20 protein-coding genes are annotated in these 20,704 nt (G+C 59.2%); 6 read left to right on the top strand and 14 right to left on the bottom strand.

The genetic code is table 11. The annotated features are described in order from the left end of the window. Positions 1 to 23: 23 nt before the first annotated feature. From LAO20_04770 to LAO20_04750, 5 genes are all read right to left on the bottom strand, one after another. Positions 24 to 347, bottom strand: coding sequence for a (2Fe-2S)-binding protein (locus LAO20_04770; GenBank protein ID MBZ5530723.1), 324 nt, complete (start codon positions 345 to 347; stop codon positions 24 to 26). A 188-nt stretch (positions 348 to 535) separates the two neighbouring features. Then, on the bottom strand, positions 536 to 1,591 hold the full coding sequence (locus LAO20_04765; protein MBZ5530722.1) for a 2-oxoacid:ferredoxin oxidoreductase subunit beta: 1,056 nt from the start codon (positions 1,589 to 1,591) through the stop codon (positions 536 to 538). After that, positions 1,592 to 3,433, bottom strand: a complete 1,842-nt coding sequence (locus LAO20_04760) for a 2-oxoacid:acceptor oxidoreductase subunit alpha (protein ID MBZ5530721.1) — start codon at positions 3,431 to 3,433, stop codon at positions 1,592 to 1,594. A gap of 170 nt (positions 3,434 to 3,603) precedes the next feature. Next, complete coding sequence (locus tag LAO20_04755; GenBank protein MBZ5530720.1) at positions 3,604 to 4,272, bottom strand: glycerophosphodiester phosphodiesterase; 669 nt, start codon at positions 4,270 to 4,272, stop codon at positions 3,604 to 3,606. Positions 4,273 to 4,328: 56 nt separating this feature from the next. After that, positions 4,329 to 4,640, bottom strand: a complete 312-nt coding sequence (locus LAO20_04750) for a hypothetical protein (protein ID MBZ5530719.1) — start codon at positions 4,638 to 4,640, stop codon at positions 4,329 to 4,331. 66 nt (positions 4,641 to 4,706) lie between these two features. On the opposite strand from LAO20_04750, the gene ribB reads away from it, so the two are divergent. Next, positions 4,707 to 5,864: a 3,4-dihydroxy-2-butanone-4-phosphate synthase gene (ribB, locus tag LAO20_04745; protein ID MBZ5530718.1), complete on the top strand. Its 1,158-nt coding sequence runs from the start codon at positions 4,707 to 4,709 to the stop codon at positions 5,862 to 5,864. A gap of 147 nt (positions 5,865 to 6,011) precedes the next feature. On the opposite strand, the gene LAO20_04740 is transcribed toward ribB, so the two are convergent. The 3 genes from LAO20_04740 to thiS all read right to left on the bottom strand — a co-directional run bounded on the left by LAO20_04740 (position 6,012) and on the right by thiS (position 7,174). After that, entirely contained in the window at positions 6,012 to 6,275 is a 264-nt protein-coding gene (locus LAO20_04740; protein ID MBZ5530717.1) for a hypothetical protein, read from the bottom strand. A 96-nt stretch (positions 6,276 to 6,371) separates the two neighbouring features. Next, positions 6,372 to 6,839, bottom strand: a complete 468-nt coding sequence (locus tag LAO20_04735) for a MerR family transcriptional regulator (GenBank protein ID MBZ5530716.1) — start codon at positions 6,837 to 6,839, stop codon at positions 6,372 to 6,374. A 113-nt stretch (positions 6,840 to 6,952) separates the two neighbouring features. Next, the gene (gene thiS / locus LAO20_04730) at positions 6,953 to 7,174 is read right to left on the bottom strand and encodes a sulfur carrier protein ThiS (GenBank protein ID MBZ5530715.1); all 222 of its coding nucleotides are present in this window, start codon (positions 7,172 to 7,174) and stop codon (positions 6,953 to 6,955) included. A gap of 215 nt (positions 7,175 to 7,389) precedes the next feature. Here thiS and LAO20_04725 point away from each other — a divergent pair, with 215 nt between their 5' ends. Further along, positions 7,390 to 7,935: a DinB family protein gene (locus LAO20_04725; GenBank protein ID MBZ5530714.1), complete on the top strand. Its 546-nt coding sequence runs from the start codon at positions 7,390 to 7,392 to the stop codon at positions 7,933 to 7,935. Positions 7,936 to 7,984: 49 nt separating this feature from the next. Here LAO20_04725 and LAO20_04720 read toward each other — a convergent pair whose 3' ends face one another. From LAO20_04720 to LAO20_04710, 3 genes are all read right to left on the bottom strand, one after another. After that, a complete protein-coding gene (locus LAO20_04720) occupies positions 7,985 to 8,968 on the bottom strand; it encodes a D-2-hydroxyacid dehydrogenase (protein ID MBZ5530713.1) in 984 nt (327 codons plus the stop codon). Next, positions 8,965 to 10,569, bottom strand: coding sequence for a 2,3-bisphosphoglycerate-independent phosphoglycerate mutase (gene gpmI, locus LAO20_04715; GenBank protein MBZ5530712.1), 1,605 nt, complete (start codon positions 10,567 to 10,569; stop codon positions 8,965 to 8,967). Before gpmI ends, LAO20_04720 begins: the two co-directional genes overlap by 4 nt. Positions 10,570 to 11,180: 611 nt before the next feature. After that, positions 11,181 to 11,756: a DUF6338 family protein gene (locus tag LAO20_04710; GenBank protein ID MBZ5530711.1), complete on the bottom strand. Its 576-nt coding sequence runs from the start codon at positions 11,754 to 11,756 to the stop codon at positions 11,181 to 11,183. A gap of 359 nt (positions 11,757 to 12,115) precedes the next feature. Between LAO20_04710 and LAO20_04705 the strand changes: the two genes are divergently transcribed. Beyond that, complete coding sequence (locus LAO20_04705) at positions 12,116 to 12,784, top strand: SagB/ThcOx family dehydrogenase (GenBank protein ID MBZ5530710.1); 669 nt, start codon at positions 12,116 to 12,118, stop codon at positions 12,782 to 12,784. 52 nt (positions 12,785 to 12,836) lie between these two features. Here LAO20_04705 and LAO20_04700 read toward each other — a convergent pair whose 3' ends face one another. Together LAO20_04700 and LAO20_04695 are read right to left on the bottom strand one after the other, a co-directional pair. Then, positions 12,837 to 12,977: a hypothetical protein gene (locus LAO20_04700; protein ID MBZ5530709.1), complete on the bottom strand. Its 141-nt coding sequence runs from the start codon at positions 12,975 to 12,977 to the stop codon at positions 12,837 to 12,839. Positions 12,978 to 13,165: 188 nt separating this feature from the next. Continuing rightward, positions 13,166 to 14,230, bottom strand: coding sequence for a hypothetical protein (locus LAO20_04695; protein ID MBZ5530708.1), 1,065 nt, complete (start codon positions 14,228 to 14,230; stop codon positions 13,166 to 13,168). A 410-nt stretch (positions 14,231 to 14,640) separates the two neighbouring features. Between LAO20_04695 and LAO20_04690 the strand changes: the two genes are divergently transcribed. After that, a complete protein-coding gene (locus tag LAO20_04690) occupies positions 14,641 to 15,501 on the top strand; it encodes a hypothetical protein (GenBank protein MBZ5530707.1) in 861 nt (286 codons plus the stop codon). Between the two features lie 596 nt (positions 15,502 to 16,097). On the opposite strand, the gene LAO20_04685 is transcribed toward LAO20_04690, so the two are convergent. Beyond that, on the bottom strand, positions 16,098 to 16,436 hold the full coding sequence (locus LAO20_04685; protein ID MBZ5530706.1) for a VOC family protein: 339 nt from the start codon (positions 16,434 to 16,436) through the stop codon (positions 16,098 to 16,100). 235 nt (positions 16,437 to 16,671) lie between these two features. On the opposite strand from LAO20_04685, the gene uvrA reads away from it, so the two are divergent. After that, entirely contained in the window at positions 16,672 to 19,494 is a 2,823-nt protein-coding gene (uvrA, locus tag LAO20_04680; protein ID MBZ5530705.1) for an excinuclease ABC subunit UvrA, read from the top strand. A gap of 338 nt (positions 19,495 to 19,832) precedes the next feature. Continuing rightward, complete coding sequence (locus LAO20_04675) at positions 19,833 to 20,666, top strand: CPBP family intramembrane metalloprotease (protein ID MBZ5530704.1); 834 nt, start codon at positions 19,833 to 19,835, stop codon at positions 20,664 to 20,666. Positions 20,667 to 20,704: the final 38 nt, after the last annotated feature.

Raw genomic sequence — 20,704 nt, 5'->3', positions numbered from 1 at the left:
GCTTTGTTTGTCCGTTTCTGCCTCTATTTCGGCTTCTTACCCAATCCAAGGCTTCTTAGACAATAAGTAATTTCCTGCGCCATCTCCGTCACCCGCATGCCTTCCTGGACCATCAGCTTGCAGGAGAGAGCGGTGCGCACCTGCGTCCCCGGGCCCAGATCATAGTTGACGCGACAATACTGGCATTCTTCATTCCAGCAGAAACGTCCGTAGGAGACATCTTCCGCGGCCAGGTACTGCATGCCGCGCAAGAGCATGTTCCCTTCCGGGACTTCAAACTCCTTGTCGCCGAGCTTGATCTTGATGAGCTTGTCGAACGGGCGAAACAACGGCCCCGGATTGTGCATGGGAAGATTCTAACGGAAGTACGCGTGAGGGAAAAAACTGCGGAGGGACCACCGCGTCCTTGCCAGATCGGAAGAATTGCCAAAATCGCCGGAATTGCCAAAATTGCCAAGATTGAAAGTCGTCGCTTTGACGCCCTCACTCTTGGCAATTGTCAATTTTGGCAAGCTTGGCAATCCTGGCAATTTTCCTACTGCAGTTCCGCCATGATCTCGTCCAGCACTTTCCTGGGCGGACGCACCACGCTCTCCGGCAGCTGGCCCAGCGGCTGGTCCACCACGTTGAGCAGATCAATGAATCCCGGCGCCTGGGTGTTTACGTAAAAGACGCCGGTCAGCATCTCGCCTTTCTCATGGCTTTCCGCCATCACTTTCAAGGCGTTGACCTTGTCGGTGGCGTCGTAGTCGCGGTCCAGCTTGCGCAGGCGCAAGGCCGAGCCGTCATGCATGCGGACGTTGGCGGTGGTGCCGGGATCGTAATCCACGTCAATGGTTTCGAAGCTGGGGATGAAGCCCACGTCCTGCACCGGCTCGTCATGGTCTTTCAGGTACTTGTAGGACTTGGTGGAGCCTTCGTGGTCGTTGAAGGTCACGCAAGGCGAGATCACGTCAATCATCACCGTGCCATGGTGGGCCATGGCGGCTTTCAGCAGAGTAAGCAGCTGTTTCTTGTCGCCGGAGAACGAACGGGCCACAAAAGTTGCGCCCAACTGGATGGCCAGCGCGCAGGTGTCGATCGGAGCGAGGTCGTTGATCACGCCGCTCTTCAATTTCGCGCCCAGGTCGGCGGTGGCGGAAAACTGGCCTTTGGTGAGACCGTACACGCCGTTGTCTTCAATGATGTAGATCAGCGGAAGATTGCGCCGCATCAGGTGGACGAACTGCCCAATGCCGATGGAAGCGGTGTCGCCGTCGCCGGAGACGCCGAGCAGCATGACTTTGTGGTTGGCCAAGGCCACGCCGGTGGCTACCGACGGCATGCGTCCGTGGACGGCGTTGAAGCCGTGCGCGCGGCTCACGAAATAAGCCGGGCTCTTGGACGAGCAGCCGATGCCCGACAGCTTGACCACGTTTTCCGGCGCCAGACCCATTTCAAAAGCGGCGTCAATGATGCGCTCAGAGATAGCGTTGTGGCCGCAACCGGCACACAGCGTAGTCTTGCCTCCGCGGTAGTCGAGAACGGTGAGGCCGATGTGGTTGGTCTTCGGAGCCGGCGCGGGAGCGGGCGTAGTTTGAGTTGCCGACATTTACTTAGCCTCCTGGCGAACAATTTCGTCGCTCACGGACCGCGCATCAATCGGCAGTCCGTTGTAGTGCAGCACGCGCCGCAATTTGGTGACTTGATCAGGCGCCGCGTCCAGCTTGAGCAGCTCGTGCATCTGCCCGTCACGGTTCTGTTCCACCACGTACACCACGTCGTGGTTGCGGATGAATTCGTGCACATCCTGATTGAAGGGGAAGGCGCGCAAGCGCAGGTAGTCAGCTTTGATGCCATGCTCCTTGATGAGTTGGTCCAGAGCTTCGGCCACCGCCCAATGCGAAGTGCCGTAGGCGATGATCCCCGTTTTCGAGGTCCCGCTGACTTCCTTCACCGGCGCGGGCACAAACTTGCGCGCGGTGTCGAACTTGCGGGACAGGCGGTCCATGTTGTTGGTGTAATCGTCAGCGCGCTCGCTGTATTGCGCTCTTTCGTTGTGACCGCTGCCGCGCGTGAAGTAGGCAGCCGCCTTGTGCGGAGTGCCGGGCAGCGTGCGATACGGGATGGCATCGCCATCAACATCTTTATAGCGGGAGAACCCACCCAGCCGCTCCAGGTCGGCCGCGTTCAGAACCTTGCCGCGATCGATCGGCTTATCCGGATACTGGAACGGTTTGGACATCCAGCTGTTCATGCCCAAATCCAAGTCCATCATGACGAAGACCGGAGTCTGGAATTTTTCCGCCAGGTCAAAGGCGTCCATGGCCATGGTGTAGCACTCTTCCACCGATGAGGGCAGCAGCATGATGTGCTTAGTGTCACCGTGGGAAAGGAACGCACAGGTCAGAATGTCGCCCTGCGCGGTGCGCGTAGGCAGCCCGGTGGACGGGCCGACGCGCTGAACGTCAAAGATCACGCCGGGAATTTCCGCGTAGTAACCAAGGCCCACGAACTCGCCCATGAGCGAGATGCCGGGACCGGAGGTGGACGTCATGGACCGGGCGCCCGCCCATCCCGCGCCCAGGACCATGCCGATGGCCGCCAGTTCGTCTTCCGACTGCACCACGGCGAAGGTGGCTTTGCCGTCCGGGCCAATGCGGTAGGTCTTGAGCAGATCAATCAGCGACTCAATCAGCGAGGTGGAGGGCGTAATTGGGTACCAGGTCACTACGGTCACGCCGGCGAACATACACCCCAGGGCCGCGGCGGCGTTGCCTTCAATAATGATCTTGCCCTGGTTCTCATTCATGGGCTCAATGAAGAATGCGTCCTGCTTGGTGAAAGTGGCCTTGGCGTAGTCGTAGCCGGCGCGGACGGCGGCCGTGTTCAGGTCAGCGGCTTTTTTCTTGGTGGAAAACTGCTTGGCCACCGCTTTCACAGATTCGTCGAGATCAATGTCCAGCAGAAAGTCCACCACGCCCACGTAGATCATGTTCTTGACCAGGCGGCGCAGCTTGGCGTCCGGGCAGACCTGGGCCACCAGTTTGTCAAACGGCACGGGGTAGAAGGTGACGTCACTGCGCAGCGCCGAGAGATTCAGCGGCTCGTCATACACGCAGACGGTCCCGCTGCCCAGCGACATGGTGTCTTCCTGGGCGGTCTCCGCGTTCATGGCCACCAGGAAATCAATTTCCTTCTTGCGGGCAACGTAGCCCTGCTTGCTGGCGCGTATGGTGTACCAAGTGGGCAGCCCCGCGATGTTCGAGGGGAAAAGGTTCTTGCCGGAAACCGGTACGCCCATCTGGAAAATACTGCGCAACAGCACGCTGTTGGCCGACTGTGAACCTGAACCGTTCACGGTGGCCACCTGGATGCTGAAATCGTTCACGGTGCGGCGCGGGTGCGTGCTTTGCGCCGAGCGTTCCTGTAAACCTACATCAAAAGTTGCCATGATTGTTTTGTTCCTGTGCGCTGACCGCCGCGCGGGGTTCCATTATGAACTCCAATTAGGATGCCGTACCCTTCATTATAAGACAGTGACTTACATCACGCTGGCAATGTAAGGCGAGCAGACGGCGAACCAAGGCGCGGGTCTTAGGTAATGAAGATGGAAGAGGCGCACTACCCCAACGTCGCCACCAGCAGCTTTGTGTCGTCAGAGATAATGCCGTCCACGCCCAGCTCGGCGGCGCGCCGCATATGGCGAGGGTCGTTGACAGTCCAGGTAACGACTTTTCGGCCGGCGTCATGGAGCTTTTCCATCAGCCGTGGCGTCAGCAGGCGATAGTGCGGGACCACATACTGCGCGGGCAGAACCTTCCAGCGGCGAAGTTGCCACCCAGTCTGCGCCAGCGCACCCAGAACAAGATTGCGGTCCAACCGATGCAGCCGCTTGACCACGCTCGGCAAGAACGACGATATGAAGTAGTGGTGGGGGCGCGTGCGGCGCACCGCTCGCACTACCAGTTCCTCAATGCCGCGGACTTTGACTTCAATATTGAGAAACGCCGTGCGGCTGTAGCGATCGAGCACATCTTCCAATGACGGCGGCGGCAGATGATGCAGATGCCGGCAGCGGTCTTCAACTTGTTCCAGCGTGTGGCGGCGCAGGACCAGGCCGTGGAGTTTGGGGTCGTGGACCAGAACGGTGTGGAGGTCCCGGGTGCGGCGGACGTCAAACTCAAAGCCGTGGGCGCCGTGGTCCAAGGCCAGGTCGAAAGCGGCGAGAGTGTTTTCCGCCGCGTAACGCCGCGCGCCGCGATGTCCCAGAAGAAGCAGCTTATCGGCCAAGCAAACTGTCCTTGGTACGGGCCAGCACGCAGCAAGAGCGGAGCGGCATGGCGGGACTAGTCCAGATCAAAGTCACGGATGCGCGGGCCTTCGTCCGGGGCCTCTTTGGCCTTCTTCACCGCGTCCTGGAACTTCTTTTCCAGAAGCTCGGCTTTGTTCTTTTCGGCGTCCACGGCCTGGCGGAAGAGCGATTCCTTGCGGCCTTCCTGCTCGCGCATGGATTTGGCGGCAGCCTCAAAATCGGCAAAAGTCTTGGGCTTGACCGGGGCAACGTGGGAAATCACCCCTTTCGTGGCGGCATCCACCTTAAGGACGGCCCCGCAACAGGGGCAGCCTACTTCAAACGGTTCGGGCGACGGCTTGGCCATAAGGGCATTGTAAGCCTAACGCCAGCCCGGCTTCTGCTAGAATTTTAGGAGCCTGAAGCAGGTCTTATGCCCACATCCGCCGCATTTACTGACGTTCCCACCGCCATTGAAGAAATCCGCGCCGGGCGCATGATTATTGTGGTGGACGACGAAGACCGCGAAAACGAAGGCGATCTCACGCTGGCCGCGGAAAAGGTCACGCCGGAAGCCATCAACTTTATGGCCAAGTACGGCCGCGGGCTGGTCTGCCTGGCCATGACGCCGGAGCGCCTGGACTACCTGCGGCTGGGGCCTATGACCAAGGAAAACACGTCGCCTTACGGTACGGCGTTTTACGAAAGCATTGAAGCGCGCGTGGGCGTGACCACCGGCATTTCCGCGCATGATCGCGCGCGGACGATCCAAGTGGCGATTGATCCCATGAGCCGCGCCGCCGATCTGGTCCGCCCCGGACACGTCTTCCCTCTCTGCGCGCGCAAAGGCGGCGTGCTGGTTCGCGCCGGACAGACCGAAGCTTCCGTGGACCTGGCGCGCATGGCCGGTCTGGTCCCCGCCGGCGTGATCTGCGAGATCATGAAAGACGATGGCACCATGGCCCGCGTCCCAGACCTGATGGAGTTCTGCCGCCAGCATGAGCTCAAAATGCTGACCGTCGCCGAGTTGATCCGCTATCGCATGGAAAACGAGCGCTACGTGCTGCGCGTGGGCGAAGCCATGCTGCCGACCAGCCACGGCGAATTCCGCATGATCGCCTATGAGAGCCAGTTGGGCGGCGAATCGCACGTGGCCCTGGTGCGCGGCGACGTGGAACACGCCACCTCACCGGTGCTGGTCCGCATGCACGCCCACTGCCTGGCGGGAGACGTGTTTGGCGCCGCGCTCTGCGACTGCCACACCGTGCTGGACCGCTCACTGGAGATGATTGCCCGCGAAGGCACCGGCGCGCTGATCTACCTGCACCAGACTTCCAAAGGCTTCAACGTGGGCGATGAAAAACGGCTGGTGTTTCATCGCGAAGTGCGCGAACCTGCCACGGCCGCCCACCAGAGAAAGACGCAACGGGAAATCGGGCTGGGCGCGCAGATCTTGTCGGACCTGAATCTGAAATCCATACGTTTGCTGACCAACCATCCCAAGCGCGTGGCCGCGCTGGAAGGCTTTGGGATCAAGATCACCGAACAGGTGCCGATCCCGACGGAAAAGACCGTAGAAAAAGCCCGCTAACCACAAAGGACACGAAGGATCACGAAGTTGGTTTCTGATCGAGAATCCCGCACTTCGTGAACCTTCGTGTCCTTGTGGTTTTGCTCTGGCAACAGCGGTTCGCTCTTATCCGCGCGTATCCGTCCAATCCGCGGTAAGAATTCTTGGCTAATTTGGCCGCTTGGCGACCACCTGTTCATCCTCAATCACAAACTGCGCCGGGCATTCATTCGAACCGCAGATCACCGGGATCAGCCCGCGGAACTGGCGGCGCGTAATCAGGCCGAGCGTGCCGCAGGCCGGGCAAGCGAGCACCGCCCAGTAGGGATCGTCCTGGTCGCCGACCTGGCCGGCATTCTCCAGCACAAAGATGCTTCCCGGCTCCATCAGTTCCGGGAGCCACTCCGTAACAATGTTTAGTTGTGCCACCATCCGTCACCTCCCGTCAGGTAGTGCGGCTTTTCTTCGCCTGACTGTGTGCAGCGTCATTGCATGCAAACCTGGGCTTGCAAACCACCAGGTGAACGCTTACGAACTTTTGCGCCGCCGCGGGCCGCGTCCCGAGTGCGACTGCGCCGGCCGGCGGTTGAAAATTTCAGCGTGCACTTCCCGCACCGCGTCATTCAGACAGACACCCAGCAAGGGCTGGCGCGAGTTCTTGAGGACGTCAATCACCCGGCGGTCGGAGTCTTCCAGGTAAATCCGCTTGCCGTCCGTAAGCAGGTGGTATTCGGAACCGGAGCTTACGGCTTCCGCCAGACGCCGCCCAAATTCCTTCTGCAGGAACTTGATGATGCGGCGCACGCGCTGCAAGGGAAATCCCTTGCGGCGCAGAGCGCAGATGACGGCGATCTCCGTGATGTCGTCGGCGGAGTACAAACGGCGGCGGCCTTCGCGCCGCGGGACCACGACGCCACGCTCATCCCACCATTGCAGCTGGCGCGGCGTAATGCCCGTCAGCCTGACCACCTGCGCCGATGTAAACTGCTGCTCCATAACTACTAAGAAATGTTTTAAACATTTCTTACACCATATGTTTGCATCATTTTATGGGCAGAATCAAGAAAGTCAACTGAGAAATTTGCGGGGATTAGGGATTAAGGTGAGACTTACGAATTGAAGGCAGAGCCGCTGCCGCCGCCGACGAAGTGCACGATCTCCAGCTTGTCTCCGTCTTTGAGAACCGTTGCTTCCCAGTTGGTTCGCGGGACAATCTCCAGATTCAGTTCCACCGCAACGCGGTCGGCCTTCATCCCGAGATGGGCGACAAGCCCGGCAACGGTCAGGCCGTTAGGGAATGTCCGCGGTTCGCCGTTGATGTGGAGAGTCATGAAACCAGCCCTTAGCTCCTGGCCATTAGCTTTTGGCTCTTTAACGCAGGGACGGACATTATCGCGTAAGAAAGAACGAGAGCCAATCCCCAAAAGTGTGCTGTGCCTGCGCAGGTTGTCCGCCAGCACCGGGCCATCGGCTCCGCTGTTAGTCCGGGAATTCAGACACAGATACAATCAGAGTCTCTGGAACACTGCTTCTATATTGGTGAGCCATGACGGAACATAACCTGCAAGACACAGTCTCTTTGCTGGCTCGCACGCCAGTCGCACTCAATGCCCTGCTACGCAATCTCCCGGAAACCTGGACGTTGCGAAATGAAGGTGACAGCACCTGGAGCGTGTTCGATGTGGTGGTGCATCTGATTCACGCGGAACGCACGGATTGGATGGCCCGCGTGAAGAGGATCCTGGAATCCGGCGAGAGCAAGCCGTTCGAGCCCTTTGATCGCCAGGGACAGATACGAGAAAGCCGAGGCAAATCACTGGAGCAGGCGCTGGATGAATTCGCGCGCGTGCGGTCCGAGAACCTGGACGCATTGCGTGCGTTGAATCTGCAGCCGCAGGACCTGGAGCGTCGCGGACGGCATCCGGTTTTCGGAGCCGTTGCGCTTTCCCAGTTGCTGGCGACCTGGGCGACTCATGACTTAACTCATCTGCACCAGATTTCAAGGATTATGGCCCACCAATACCGGGATGCGGTGGGCCCTTGGAACACATACCTTGGGGTACTCAAATGTGCCGGCCACAGCTCTGAGTGAAGAGCCAAATAAAATGCAAAGCCGCAAAATGTTTTTTGCTGATTGCTTCCTAGTATCCCCGCTTCGTATTCACCGCGTTGAGCAGCGGCTCGCCGGCCAGAAAACGATTCAGGTTTTCGACGATCAACTCATAGTGCCGTTCCCACAGTTGCTCGGTGACGGCGGCACTGTGCGGCGTGATCAAAACATTGTCCAGCGACCAGAAAGGCGAATCCGGGGGCAACGGCTCTTCCACGAAGACGTCCAGCCCGGCGCCGGCGATGCGCCGGTCTTTGAGTGCGGCGACCAGCGCCGGTTCGTCAATCAGCGGGCCGCGGGCAACGTTCATCAAGTACGCTTCAGGCTTCATCTTCTGTAAGCGCGCGGCGTTGATGATGTGTGTTGTCGCGGGCGTGACCGGCGTGCATAGCAACACGTAGTCGGCTTGCGGCAGGACTTCGTCAATCTGCGCCCCACTGAAGACCGCGTCGGCGCCGCCGGCGCCTTTGCTCACGTCTTCACGCACGGCGAGCACGCGCATGCCCAGCGCCTTGGCCAGCCGCGTAAATTCGCGTCCAATGCCGCCCATGCCGACCACCGCCACGGTCGCGCCGGCCACTTCACGCGGACGCGGGCGCTCATTCCACAGAATCTCCTGCGACCACACTTTCTTCGCCTGATATTGCATGGCCTGCGGCAGCCGCTTGGCCAGGGCCAGCATCACGGCGATGGCGTGCTCGGCCACCACCGGCCCATGCACGCTGCTGGAGTTGGTCAGCAGCACGTTGCTGCGGACCAAATCCGGGAACATCAGTTGATGCACGGCGGCAGCGGGCGAGTGGATCCAGCGTAGTTTCTTTGCGGCCACGAATTGCTCCGGGCGCAGCGACCAGCCGATGAAAACTTCAGCGTCCACGATCTCTTCCGGCACACGGTCATACGATTGGAGCTGGACGAACTGGAAGTCCGGGAAAGTCTTCTGCAGGCGTTCACGCAGCCACGCGGGCGCGTGCCAGAGTTCAAAGCGGTGGTAGTGGACGATTAAGATTTTCAAGACGTCTTCTTCACCCGCAGATCCTTCCCCGTCATTTCTTTCGGTTGCGGGAAGCCCAGCATGCCCAGCACGGTCGGCGAAATATCTTGTAAAGACCCATCCTGCCGCAGCCCAAATTTCTGCGCATCTTCACTGATCACGATGAACGGCACCGGGTTGGTGGTATGCGCGGTGTGCGGGCCGCCGGTGGCCGGGTCAATCATCTGCTCGGCGTTGCCGTGGTCGGCGGTGACCAGCATGACTCCACCGCGCTGGCGGACGGCGTCGTAAATCCCGCCCAGGCAGCCGTCCACGGTCTCCACGGCTTTGATGGTCGGCGGAATCTGCCCGGAGTGGCCCACCATGTCGGCATTGGCAAAGTTGACGATGATGACATCGAAAGCCGAGTCGTTCACCGCTTTGATCACGTTCTCCGCGATGCCGGCCGCGGACATCTCCGGCTTCAGGTCATACGTAGCCACTTTTTGCGAAGGCACCAAGATGCGCTCTTCACCGGGGAACGGCGTCTCAATTCCGCCATTGAAGAAATATGTGACGTGAGCGTATTTTTCCGTCTCCGCAACGCGCAGATTGCGGAGCTGATGGTCGGCCATCACGTTGGCCAGAATGTTCTTGAGAAAATCCGGCTGCACCACAAAGGGCAGCGTGAACTGCTTGTCATACTGCGTCATGCAAACGTACTTCAGGTTTTTCGGCACGCGGCCGCGCAGGATAACAGCGTCCAGTGCCTCGGCATCGGGCAAGTCGCGGCCGCCGGTGGCGGTGAGGCCGCTCTCGCGCGCCAGGCAGCGCGTGATCTGGCGGGCGCGGTCGGCGCGGAAGTTGAAGTTGATGACGGAATCGTCATCGCGGACCACTGCCGTGGGCTGCCCCAGATTGTTGACGCAGGTGAACGGTATGACGAACTCGTCGGTCACCCCGCGGTTGTAGGCATCTTTCATCCCCTGCACGGGATCAACGTACTCTCCGCCCTCGGCCTTGCCGGCGACCATCGCGTCAAAGGCTTTCAGCTCGCGGTCCCATTTTTTGTCGCGGTCCATGGCGTAGTAGCGGCCGCTCACCGTGGCCACCTTGCCCACGCCCAGCTCACGCATCTGTTTTTGCAGAAGTTCAATGTAGCCGGCGCCGTTGGTGGGCAGCGTGTCGCGTCCGTCCATGAAGCAGTGGACGAACACGCGGTCCACTCCATTCTGTTTGGCCATGCGCAGCAACGCGTAAAGATGGTTCTGGTGTGAATGCACGCCGCCGTCAGAGAGCAGCCCGCAGAAGTGGAGCTGCCGCCCGCCGCTGCGCGCGTTCTTGATGGCGTTGAGCAACACCGGGTTGGAGTAAAGCTCGCCGTTCTCGATCATCAAGTCAATCTTGGTGATGTCCATGTACACCACGCGTCCGGCGCCAATGTTCAAGTGGCCGACCTCACTGTTACCCATCTGCCCCGCCGGCAGCCCGACGGCGCGTCCGCTGGTCTGGATCAGCGTGTTGGGAAATTCGTTGAGCAGGCGATCATAGTTGGGCTTGCGCGCCAGCGCGATGGCGTTGGCCGGGGACGGCGGCGCATAACCCCAGCCGTCGAGGATGATGAGGACCAAGGGACGGTTCATGGCTCGATTCTTGATAAGACTCTGCATTCTAAACGACTCCCCAGCAGCCCATGTTGACGCTCGTCACGGCAGCCAGATTTGCCTGTTCCGATCGTAGCGATCCTCCGTTCTCCCTCGGGTTTGCCCTTCCGATCACGGCGATGTCGGCGATCACGCGCGATGTCGGCGATTGGCCCGCTTTCGCGGGCCCTCCCCTCCCCGTTCATCCCCGGAAAATAAGCACTTAGCTCGTGTCATCCCCGGCGATATCCCGGCCAAAACCGTACCCAACCCCGGCCTTGACCCCGGCGTACCGCCTGCCATCCCCGGTATTGCTCTCCCACCCTCCATACGATTCGTAAACTGCTACAAATAAATGAGTTATATTAACATAGACCATGGCGAATTTCAAGCGAAAAATAGGCCAATGGCCTTCGCTTACCGGACTAGTACGGTACCGACTGCCATCAATCCAATATCTTGTTGTGCCAAACCTATTCAAAACTACATCTTGTGTTTTTGGTTTGGATATAGCGATTGGCGTTGGCCTTGGACGGCGGCGCATAGCTCCAGGCGTCGGGAACGATGAGGACCAGAGGGCAAACAAGGCGATTTGTTAAAACCGCGCTACTCTATTGTCGCCCCTTTCGAGTGTCGATCCCTTCCAGAAAGCTCATCGTCTTTATGCCGCAAGAATCCGATATGAGAATTCCGGGACCCTTAATATCAATCTGTTCACCTTCAGGCGTAACCCATGCGGCATCTGTCAAGAACAGAGAGAATGGTGCGGCGTTAGAGTAAAATCCCACCCAACCGAGTATCAGCCGCCCGTCGTTCAGTTCTACCAACACGTAGTTGCTGTACTCATGAAGAGTATTGAGCCAAACTGTTTCACGACTCGTGCGTTGTGTAATCCGCAATGGCCTAAGGGTCTTCCCGACCAAATCGTGCGTCCAGAGCACAGTGATAAACATAGCCCAGCAAACTGAGATTGCCGCCAAGATCAAGAGATGCTTTGTGCGGATCTCTAAACTCCCAACAACTACATTGAACGTGACATAGATCAGAAAGCTGTACAACAAAGCTTCCAAAATCTTATCCATATCGGTGAGTTGCGGGCGCACACAAAGGGCCTGCAGGATGCGCGCACACAGGAACCCAGGAAGCAGGATGATCAGTATTGTTAGAGCCTCAAGGCTCAGTGACATAATTTTCCTATTTCTTTTTCTCGTCGTTTGGGGCTTTATCTGTATTTGCTCTTGGCACTGGCGGCGGCATGGGGATCGTCTCCGGGCGCTTCAAGAACGGCGGTCGCTTTTTTTGCGGAGTCGTACGTAAGAGATCCCGCTCTCAGATCGACTATTCTCATCTGTTTCTCAGTCTCGGACATGTAGTAATTCCTTCCTCAGCGTAGATTATCCCCGTTTGCAATCGACGAGCAACAACATTCGAGCGAACTGAGGATGGATTGCGTCTGCCCTAACGTTTCGAACTCGTTGCCGCCGCACGCGACGCTGATTGCTTTCAGTCCGGCGCAGGCGCAAACTCTGGGCAAAGGAGTTTCATTATGAAACGGTCGCGCGCTTGGGGAAAACATTCGGCATGGTTGGCGTTGATTCTGTGTTTGTCGGTCCTGTGTCCGCTGGCAAGCTGGTCGCAGGAATTCAAGCCGGTCCCGCTGCCGAGCCCGCAAACCACTGGAGGCCGGCCGCTGATGCAGGCGCTCAAGGACCGGCAGTCTTCTCGCACTTTCAGCGGGGAGAAGCTGCCCTTGCAGGTACTGTCCAATTTGCTGTGGGCGGGCTTCGGAGTGAATCGCCCGGGAGAGGGCAAGCGGACCGCGCCTTCCGCTGTGGATTGGCAGGAAACCGACATTTACGTCGCCACCGCGGACGGGCTTTACGTTTATGACGCCAAGCAGAACCAGCTGAACCCTGTGGTGCGCGGCGACCTGCGCGCGCAGACGGGAATGCAAGACTTTGTGAAGGACGCGGCCGTGAACCTGGTGTACGTAGCCGATCTTGCCAAGACAAAGTCCAGTTCCGGCGACCGCGACATGTTTGTCGCCGCCGATGTGGGCTTCATCGCTCAGAATGTCTACCTCTACTGCGCGTCGGAGGGCCTGGCCACGGTGGTCCGTGGCAGCATTGACCGGCCGGCGCTGGCCAAGGCCATGCATCTGCGTGCCGACCAGAGAATCATGCTGGCGCAGAGTGTGGGATATCCGAAGAAGTGAGCGCGTGCTGGGGCGGAACGGCGGGTCGCCCGGATGAGACGTGAAAAGTCCCCTACTGCGTGCTTAATGCCAGTCCGTAGAAGAGCTCAAACACGGCGATGATGGTGGTGGCAACCGCTGCCATCCAAACCAGACGAAGCTCCCTGGGCTTCAGCTTGGATCGCTCGCGCCGTGATTTGCTTGCGCCAGTCATAAGCCTCAATGAGGTTCAGGCGCCGGACAATCGGATGCGGCTTTTGAACGTCACCGCGACTATATCGTCGCGTGTCGCCGAATGCATGTGACAAATATCACAGCGGGAAGACAACACTGGTTGTGGGCCAGTTTCGCGCCGCGACATGCCTGACGGAACACATCCGACACGAATCTGGCCTGCAGGCTTTACGGTTTGGCCGTTCCCTTCAAACTCACCGCTGCCGCCACATCAACGCCTGCGGGGTCTACGGCGTGGGCCCAGAGATTGTCGAAGGCATCTTTGAGTTCCGGGTGTTGTCCGGCGAAAGCGGTGGCCAGGCCGCGGGCGTCGGCCTGCGTGGCGTTGAAGTCGGCGGCGCTGGGGACGGTGTACTTGATGGCCAGATCCAGGCTCTTTTCCGTGCCGAATACGCTGATCTCGGTCAGCGTGTAGGTCTTGCCGTTGGCGGAAAAGCTCACAGTGCTGCCGGAGAGCGGCAAGTACGGCGGCTGCAGGCCGGCGGATTCCTGGATGATCTTGCCCAGCAGGTTGGTTTCCATGAACTTGACCGGAGCCAACAGGTCCCAGGAAGTGACGTAATAGAACCAGGCGTTGTGTCCCTGGCCTTTGGTTTTGTATTCGCGCGCCCGCAGCAGGTACCACAGGCCGTCATGCCCGTTGGCTGCTTCCGGCCGGACGTAAAAACCCGCCAGCTTCCATCCGCCGACGTCCTGAAAAATGGTGGTCATGGCGAAGGGGCCTTTGGGGCCGGTGATGTCCTGGATCACGATGGCCCACTTTCCGGCGGCCAGGCCGGGCAGGTTAAATACCGCGCTGCCGGAGGCCAGCCCGCTGGCGCTAAAGGCGCCGCAAGTGTAGCTGTCGGGCGATGCACCGGCATTGAGAACAGCATTCAAAACAAAGACGGCGCGAGTTTGCGCCCGGGCCCCGGCCAGCGCTGCTTTGTTTTCCGCGACCACCGCGGCCACTCCGTTGAAGCTGGCCTGCAAAGAATCGATGGAGCCGGCGCGCAGCGCCACCACGTCGCCGCGGCTGGCTTGGTCAAAGGCCTGTTGTGCAGCCGTCTCCACGGCCGCGCGGACGGCTGCGGGGATTTCGTCGCCCTTCTGGCAGCCCGGCTGCGCAGCCTGAGTTGGCGACGCCGGCTGAGGCGTCGTTTGAGGCTGAAGCAGTGCCTGCGAAGCTGCGGGCATCGCCGACGCGAGAAGTATGAATGCGGAAAAGATTTTGATAGAACGATGTCGAATCATGTTCTCCAAGAGGTGTTGCACTGGTCTTATAGACTGCGGCCGAAGAGACTGCGCCGGACAATATTTCGCTTGGCCGCGTTGCTAACTATTGTGCAATTAATGTCTTGCATGAATAAGATGCTGAGCGCGCCAGTTAAGATGCGCTCTTCGCAGTCCAACTGGCCGTCCGTCAGCCCGGTGAGAAAACTATACTCCTGCGGGACGGCCGCTTACTACGGACCAGGCAGTTGACCTGAATCCACGCCAAGGTCCATTTTGGACCTGCCGAGCGGGGCAAGTTACCACAAAAGTAGCAAGACTTCTTTGCTCGCCCGTTCTAAGGAGAGTAAGGGTAAAATCAAGTATTAACTCCCAACTGGTGGGGTCCAAAGCTTTCCTGAGACTGAACCCGGGATTGAAAAAAGACAACGATGATTCGTGTTTTATGTGCGTGTGCATTTGCGATAGGTTTTGCGCTGGCCGGTTTGACCGCCGCGCAGCAGCCGGCGTACGCGCCGCAGGCCACGCCAAAACCGCAAGTGACCACCGGAATTTCCGCCAGCGGTAGACCGGCCGCGCAAAGGGCCAGGCCAGCCGCACAGACGGCCAGCCCAGCGGCTCCCGCGGCCAAGCCAGCGCAAGCGCCAGCCCACAGGACGGCCGTCAAACCAACGCCGACGCCCACTCCGGTCCCCACGCCCGAACCCACGCCGGTTCCCACGCCGACGCCCACGCCGCCACCACCGCCGCCGCAGGTCACCTATCGTGACGGCATGCTGACCGTGGAGGCGATGAACTGCTCGCTCAACACGCTGCTGACGGCCATCCGGAACAAAACGGGAATCGAGTTTGAAGGCATTGAACGCGCGATGGAGCCGGTTGCCGTGGTCATTGGTCCAGCGCCGGAAGGAGAGGTCCTGGCCGGGATCCTGGCCGGGTCCAAATATGATTTTCTGGTAATAGGGCGGCCGGACAGTCCGGGCGTGGTGCAGCGCGTGATTCTTTCGCCCCGAGGCACACCGCCGGCGATGGGCGCACGGGGCGCGCAGCCCGTGCCGACGCCGACGCCGAAGCCGGAGGAAGACGAAAACCCAGATGAAGCGGCCGCCGAAGAACCGCAAGACACCGCGGTGCAGCCTCCTCCAATAGCCCAGCAACAGCCCATCCAGCCCAATACTCCGAAGACCCCGGAGCAGTTGATGGAAGAAATCAAAAAGCAGGAGCTGCAGCGCCAGCAACAGCAGGGCATGCCGCCGCCTCCCGTCAACCAGGTCCCGAAAAAACCGGGCTAATAACAACAAAATAGCAACTAGCAATTAGCTCTGGTCTTATGGGTCAGAAGCGCTTATGGCTGAAATTCCGAGCGTAGCGAGGAATCGCTATCGCCAAACATTGCCTTCAAATGCGCAGGAAAATATTTAACCGAACCACGGCTTGCCGAGCCAATAGGGATCTCTCGCGTACGCTCGAGATAAAGAAAAAAGCGGCTAGTGGCTGGACGCTGACGTAATGGGAATGACCGCTGTCGCCGGAGACCTCTCCGCCGACCTGGGTTTGTGCGAGATAGCTTGCAGGATCGCCGAAATCACAGCATATCCGCATGCGATTCCCAGAGAAAGACAAAACGCGATGGTAAGAAGCACAGTAGATGAAGCCAGAAAGGTTCTCATGAATTCGGTTCTTCTTTGGTCCCGGCCTAAAAGGCCTCCGCTGAGTATTGGGGAATCCTTATTGTGCTCGAAGTCGGGCTGAATGTCTGGATTACCAGCGTTGCTGCCCTGGGGTAACAGACATCAGGCCCAGCGAATCGCTGCAAACTGCTGAATTTAACAAGAGTAGCTTTGCTGTCCTAAGGGGGCAGTTTCCTACTTTGAATGCTGACGTTTGGTCAGTCACAGTGGAAATAGAAGAGGTTTCCGTCCAGGTCCTGTACGGTGAACTGCCGTAGTCCCCACGGCTTTTTTTCCAGAGGATCCACGATGTTCGCGCCTAACGACTTCAGTTCCTGGTACGTCGCATCAATATCTTCAGCGAACACCCAGTGAACGGCAGGTTCGAACGGCGGCTCCCGCTTCCGAAAGAATATCGGCCCCATATCACCGCGTGACACGGCCCCAATTCCTTTGCCGGGGTAAAGCCATCCAATCTCAAAGCCGAGTGCATCTCTGTAATGCTGTTGAGCGCGTTCGACATCAGCCACCGGCAACTCCGGCACTGGCCGGCCCATCGAGTTCGTTTTCTCTTTTGCGCCCACAGATCTCCTTTGCTCTTCTTTATGCAACAAGACCGCCCACGCGTCAACTTAGGGCACTGCCCCTTTAGGGTTCCCGCGTTGACCAGACGGCGCAGCCGCCCGTAAAATACGCTAGTTGAGCTGTGTACTGCCCTTTTCGCACTCTTCTGTAAGGCAGGTGGAAGCCGTCAAGCAGTCAGCAGCCCCGCGGAACCCAGGTTAAGTGTCCATGTCTATCAGTAAGATCACCGTGCGCGGCGCCCGCCAGCACAATCTTAAGAACATCTCGGTGGAAATTCCGCGGAACGCGTTCACGGTAATCACCGGCCTGAGCGGGTCGGGCAAGTCTTCGCTGGCGTTTGACACCATCTACGCGGAGGGCCAGCGCCGCTACGTGGAAACGCTGTCCGCTTACGCCCGCCAGTTCCTGGACCAGATGGAGCGCCCGGACGTGGATTCCATTGACGGCCTGAGCCCGGCGATTTCCATTGAGCAGAAGACCACGTCGCGCAGCCCGCGCTCCACTGTGGGCACCATCACCGAGATTTACGACTACCTTCGCCTGCTGTATTCCTCGGTCGGACTGCCGCATTGTCCGAATTGCGGGAAGGCCATCAGCCGCCAGTCGGCGGAGCAGATCGTGCAGCGCGTGATGCAACTCAAGCCCGACGACCGCGTCATGGTCATGGCCCCGCTGGTCCGCGGACGCAAAGGTGAATTCAAGCAGGAGCTGGCCAAGCTGGCGCAGCATGGATACGTCAAAGCCCGCATTGACGGCGAACTACGCCATCTGGACGAAGAACTTGAAGACATCCAACTGGACAAGCGTAAGAACCACACCATTGAAGTGGTGATTGACCGCCTGCTGGTCAAGCCGGGGATCGAGAAGCGCCTGGAGCAGTCTGTCGCGACGGCCATGAAGCTGGGCAACGGGCTGGTCCAGGTGGCGGTGGTCGGCGGCGACGAACAGCTTTATTCTTCGCGCATGGCGTGTCCGGACTGCGGCATCAGCATCCCCGCGCTGGAGCCGCGTTCGTTCTCCTTCAACAGCGTGTATGGCGCCTGCCAGGAATGCAACGGCCTGGGCAGCAAGTATGACTTTGACCCGGCCAAGGTGATTACCGACTGGTCCAAACCTCTGCTGGAAGGCGCTTTGGGACCAGGTTCTGGTTCCGGCTACCTGCGACGGATGGTGGAGATTGTCGCAGCGGCTTACAAGATTGATCTGGCCACGCCGTTTGAGAAGCTTCCCGCCAAGATCCAGACGCTGCTGCTGTATGGTCCTGAAGAAAAAGAAGCGCCGCGCCTGGGCTTCCGCGGCGTGCTCGGCTTCCTTAAGCAGAACATGGAAGAAGCCACGTCAGAAGGCTATCGCGAATGGCTGCTGGCCTACATGTCGGCGAACCGGTGTACCGCGTGCAAAGGCCAGCGCCTGCGCCCGGAGAGCCTGGGCGTGAAGATCAACGGCTTGTCCATTGCCGAATTCACCGCTTTGCCGGTGTCGCGTTCGGTGGAAGCCGCCGGCAAAATCCAGCTCAACCAGCGGGAGCGCGCCATCGCCGGACGGGTGCTGCATGAGATCAGCGAACGGCTGCAATTCCTGCATGCCGTGGGCCTGGGCTACATCTCGCTCGATCGGTCGGCGGCAACGCTTTCCGGCGGCGAAGGCCAGCGCATTCGTTTGGCCACACAAATCGGATCGCGCCTGCGCGGCGTGCTGTACGTTCTGGACGAGCCTTCCATCGGCCTGCATCATCGCGACAACAACCGGCTGCTGCAAGCTCTGGAGGCCCTGCGCGATCTGGGCAACACCGTCCTGGTGGTGGAGCACGATGAAGAGACCATCCTGCGCGCCGACTACGTGATTGATCTTGGCCCCGGCGCCGGGCTCCTTGGCGGCGACGTGGTGGCCGTCGGCACGCCCAAGCAAATCATGCAACAAGCCGCGTCCCTGACCGGACAGTACATCGCCGGCACACGCAGCATTACCACGCGCTTTGAGCCGCGCGCCACCAACGGGAAGGCGTTGACCGTTCTCGGCGCAAAAGAAAACAACCTGCGCAGCGTGGATGTGACCTTTCCCCTGGGCGTGATCACCGTGGTGACCGGCGTCTCCGGCTCGGGAAAATCCACGCTGGTGAATGACATTTTGTACAAGGCCCTGGCCAAGCAGCTTTACCGTTCGCGAGAAGAGCCGGGCGCGCACAAGGCCATTGTGGGCGCGGAGCACATTGATAAAGTCATCCGCATTGACCAATCGCCTATCGGGCGCACGCCGCGCTCCAACCCGGCGACCTATACCGGCGTCTTCACCCACATCCGCGACCTCTATGCCATGTTGCCGGAATCGCGCGAACGCGGCTACAAAGCCGGACGCTTCTCCTTCAACGTCTCCGGCGGACGCTGCGAACATTGCCAGGGTGAAGGCGAGCGCCGCATTGAAATGAATTTTCTGCCGGACGTTTACGTCCTGTGCGAAGTCTGCGGCGGCAAGCGCTACAACCGCGAAACCCTGGTGGTGAAATTCAAGGACCGCTCCATCGCTGACCTGCTGGAGACCGCCGTGTCCGACGCGCTGCCGGTGCTGGAAGACATCCCGCTGATCCGGCAGAAACTGCAGACGCTGGAAGACGTGGGCCTGGGCTACATCAAGCTGGGCCAGTCCGCGGTGACGCTCTCCGGCGGCGAAGCCCAACGCATGAAGCTGGCCAAGGAACTTTCCAAGCGGCAGACCGGACGCACTCTGTATCTGCTGGATGAACCCACCACCGGTTTGCATTTTGAAGATGTCAACAAACTGCTGGAAGTCATCCACCGGCTCACCGATCTGGGTAATTCGGTCATTATCATCGAGCACAATCTGGATGTGATCCGCAACGCGGACTGGATCATTGACCTGGGTCCCGAAGGCGGCGAGGATGGCGGACGCATCGTGGCCCAGGGCACGCCGCAACAGGTGGCGAAAACCAAGAAGTCGTTCACCGGACAGGCGCTGGCCGCGTACTTTGCCCGCAGCGCACCGACAGTTCCCGCGGAAAAACCGGCCACCTGAGCAACACCTGCGCGCGGCGCGCCAACGGCCTATCGGGAGATGGTCGTGTTCGCGATTCCAAATTCGGCCGCTCATTTCGGACTGAGAGTTTCCCCTTACCGTGCTCGGTAAGTCATTGACAACACGGGGCTGTACAGCGATTTTTCGGAATTCGTAACTTTTCTTATTTTTTGTTTGACAATTTCCATTGTCGCTTAAAGTCTTCTCAACCTTCTCCTTATACCTGGGCACAAATGAGGGGGTAGCGACTTTGGCTTTCAGCTACAACGCTACCCCTTTAATTTTTCTCCTGAAAAACTTTCGTGTACATTGAATTCAGTTCTTCTCTGAATTCTCGCTTGCCTGATCTGGACCAAATCCCGGAACCACCTCCACCGCCTCCGCCACCGTTTGAGACATTTGCCCCAGTCGTCGTCGTCCATGATCCCGACCGGCCGCAGCCAGTCTGGGGCCTGCTGGACGCGTTTCTCGCTGCCCTGTTCTTTGTCCTGGCGATGATTGCCGCCATTGGCATCGCCATCCCCATGGCCCGCCTCTTGCCTGGTATGCGCCATGCGAGCCCGGACACGCTGTTCAAAGATATGCGCGTGGCCCTCCCGGTGCAGGTTGCAGCCTACGCCGCTCTGGTGGCAATCATGGTCCTGCTGGTCACGCTGAAGAATCGCGGTCCGTTCCTGAAAGAAATTTCCTGGAACGCGCCGGACCGCAAGCGTATTTGGCGAGCGATGGCCTATGGTCTCGCGCTGGCAGTTGCTTCCACGTTGGCGGAAACTCTGCTATCACGATGGATCCCGAAATCGTTGCCGATTGAAGAGTACTTCAATGGCCCGCTCTCGGCATATTTGCTCGCCGCCTTTGGGATTCTAGTGGCGCCTCTGGTGGAAGAATTGTATTTCCGCGGCTTCCTCTACCCCGCACTGGCCCGCTGGACCGGGATTCTGCCCGCCGTGGTGCTGACCTCGGCCGGCTTCGCTCTGCTGCATGGCGCGCAACTGGCGTATGCCGTGGTGCCGGTGCTGACCATCTTCGTGGTGGGCGCAACGCTGAACATGATTCGCGTCCGGACTGGATCGGTGGCCACCGGCGTCATCGCCCACATGACCTACAATTTTGTTTTGTTTGTCCAGACGTTTATCGGGACCGATGGCTTCCGCCACTTCGACAAACACTGATTGGATTCCCGGCGCGAAAAGCTGGTAACTTAGATTCT

The sequence above is a fragment of the Terriglobia bacterium genome (assembly GCA_020072815.1).
Classification (GTDB): domain Bacteria; phylum Acidobacteriota; class Terriglobia; order Terriglobales; family Acidobacteriaceae; genus Angelobacter.
This window is presented reverse-complemented; position numbering and strand designations above follow the sequence as displayed.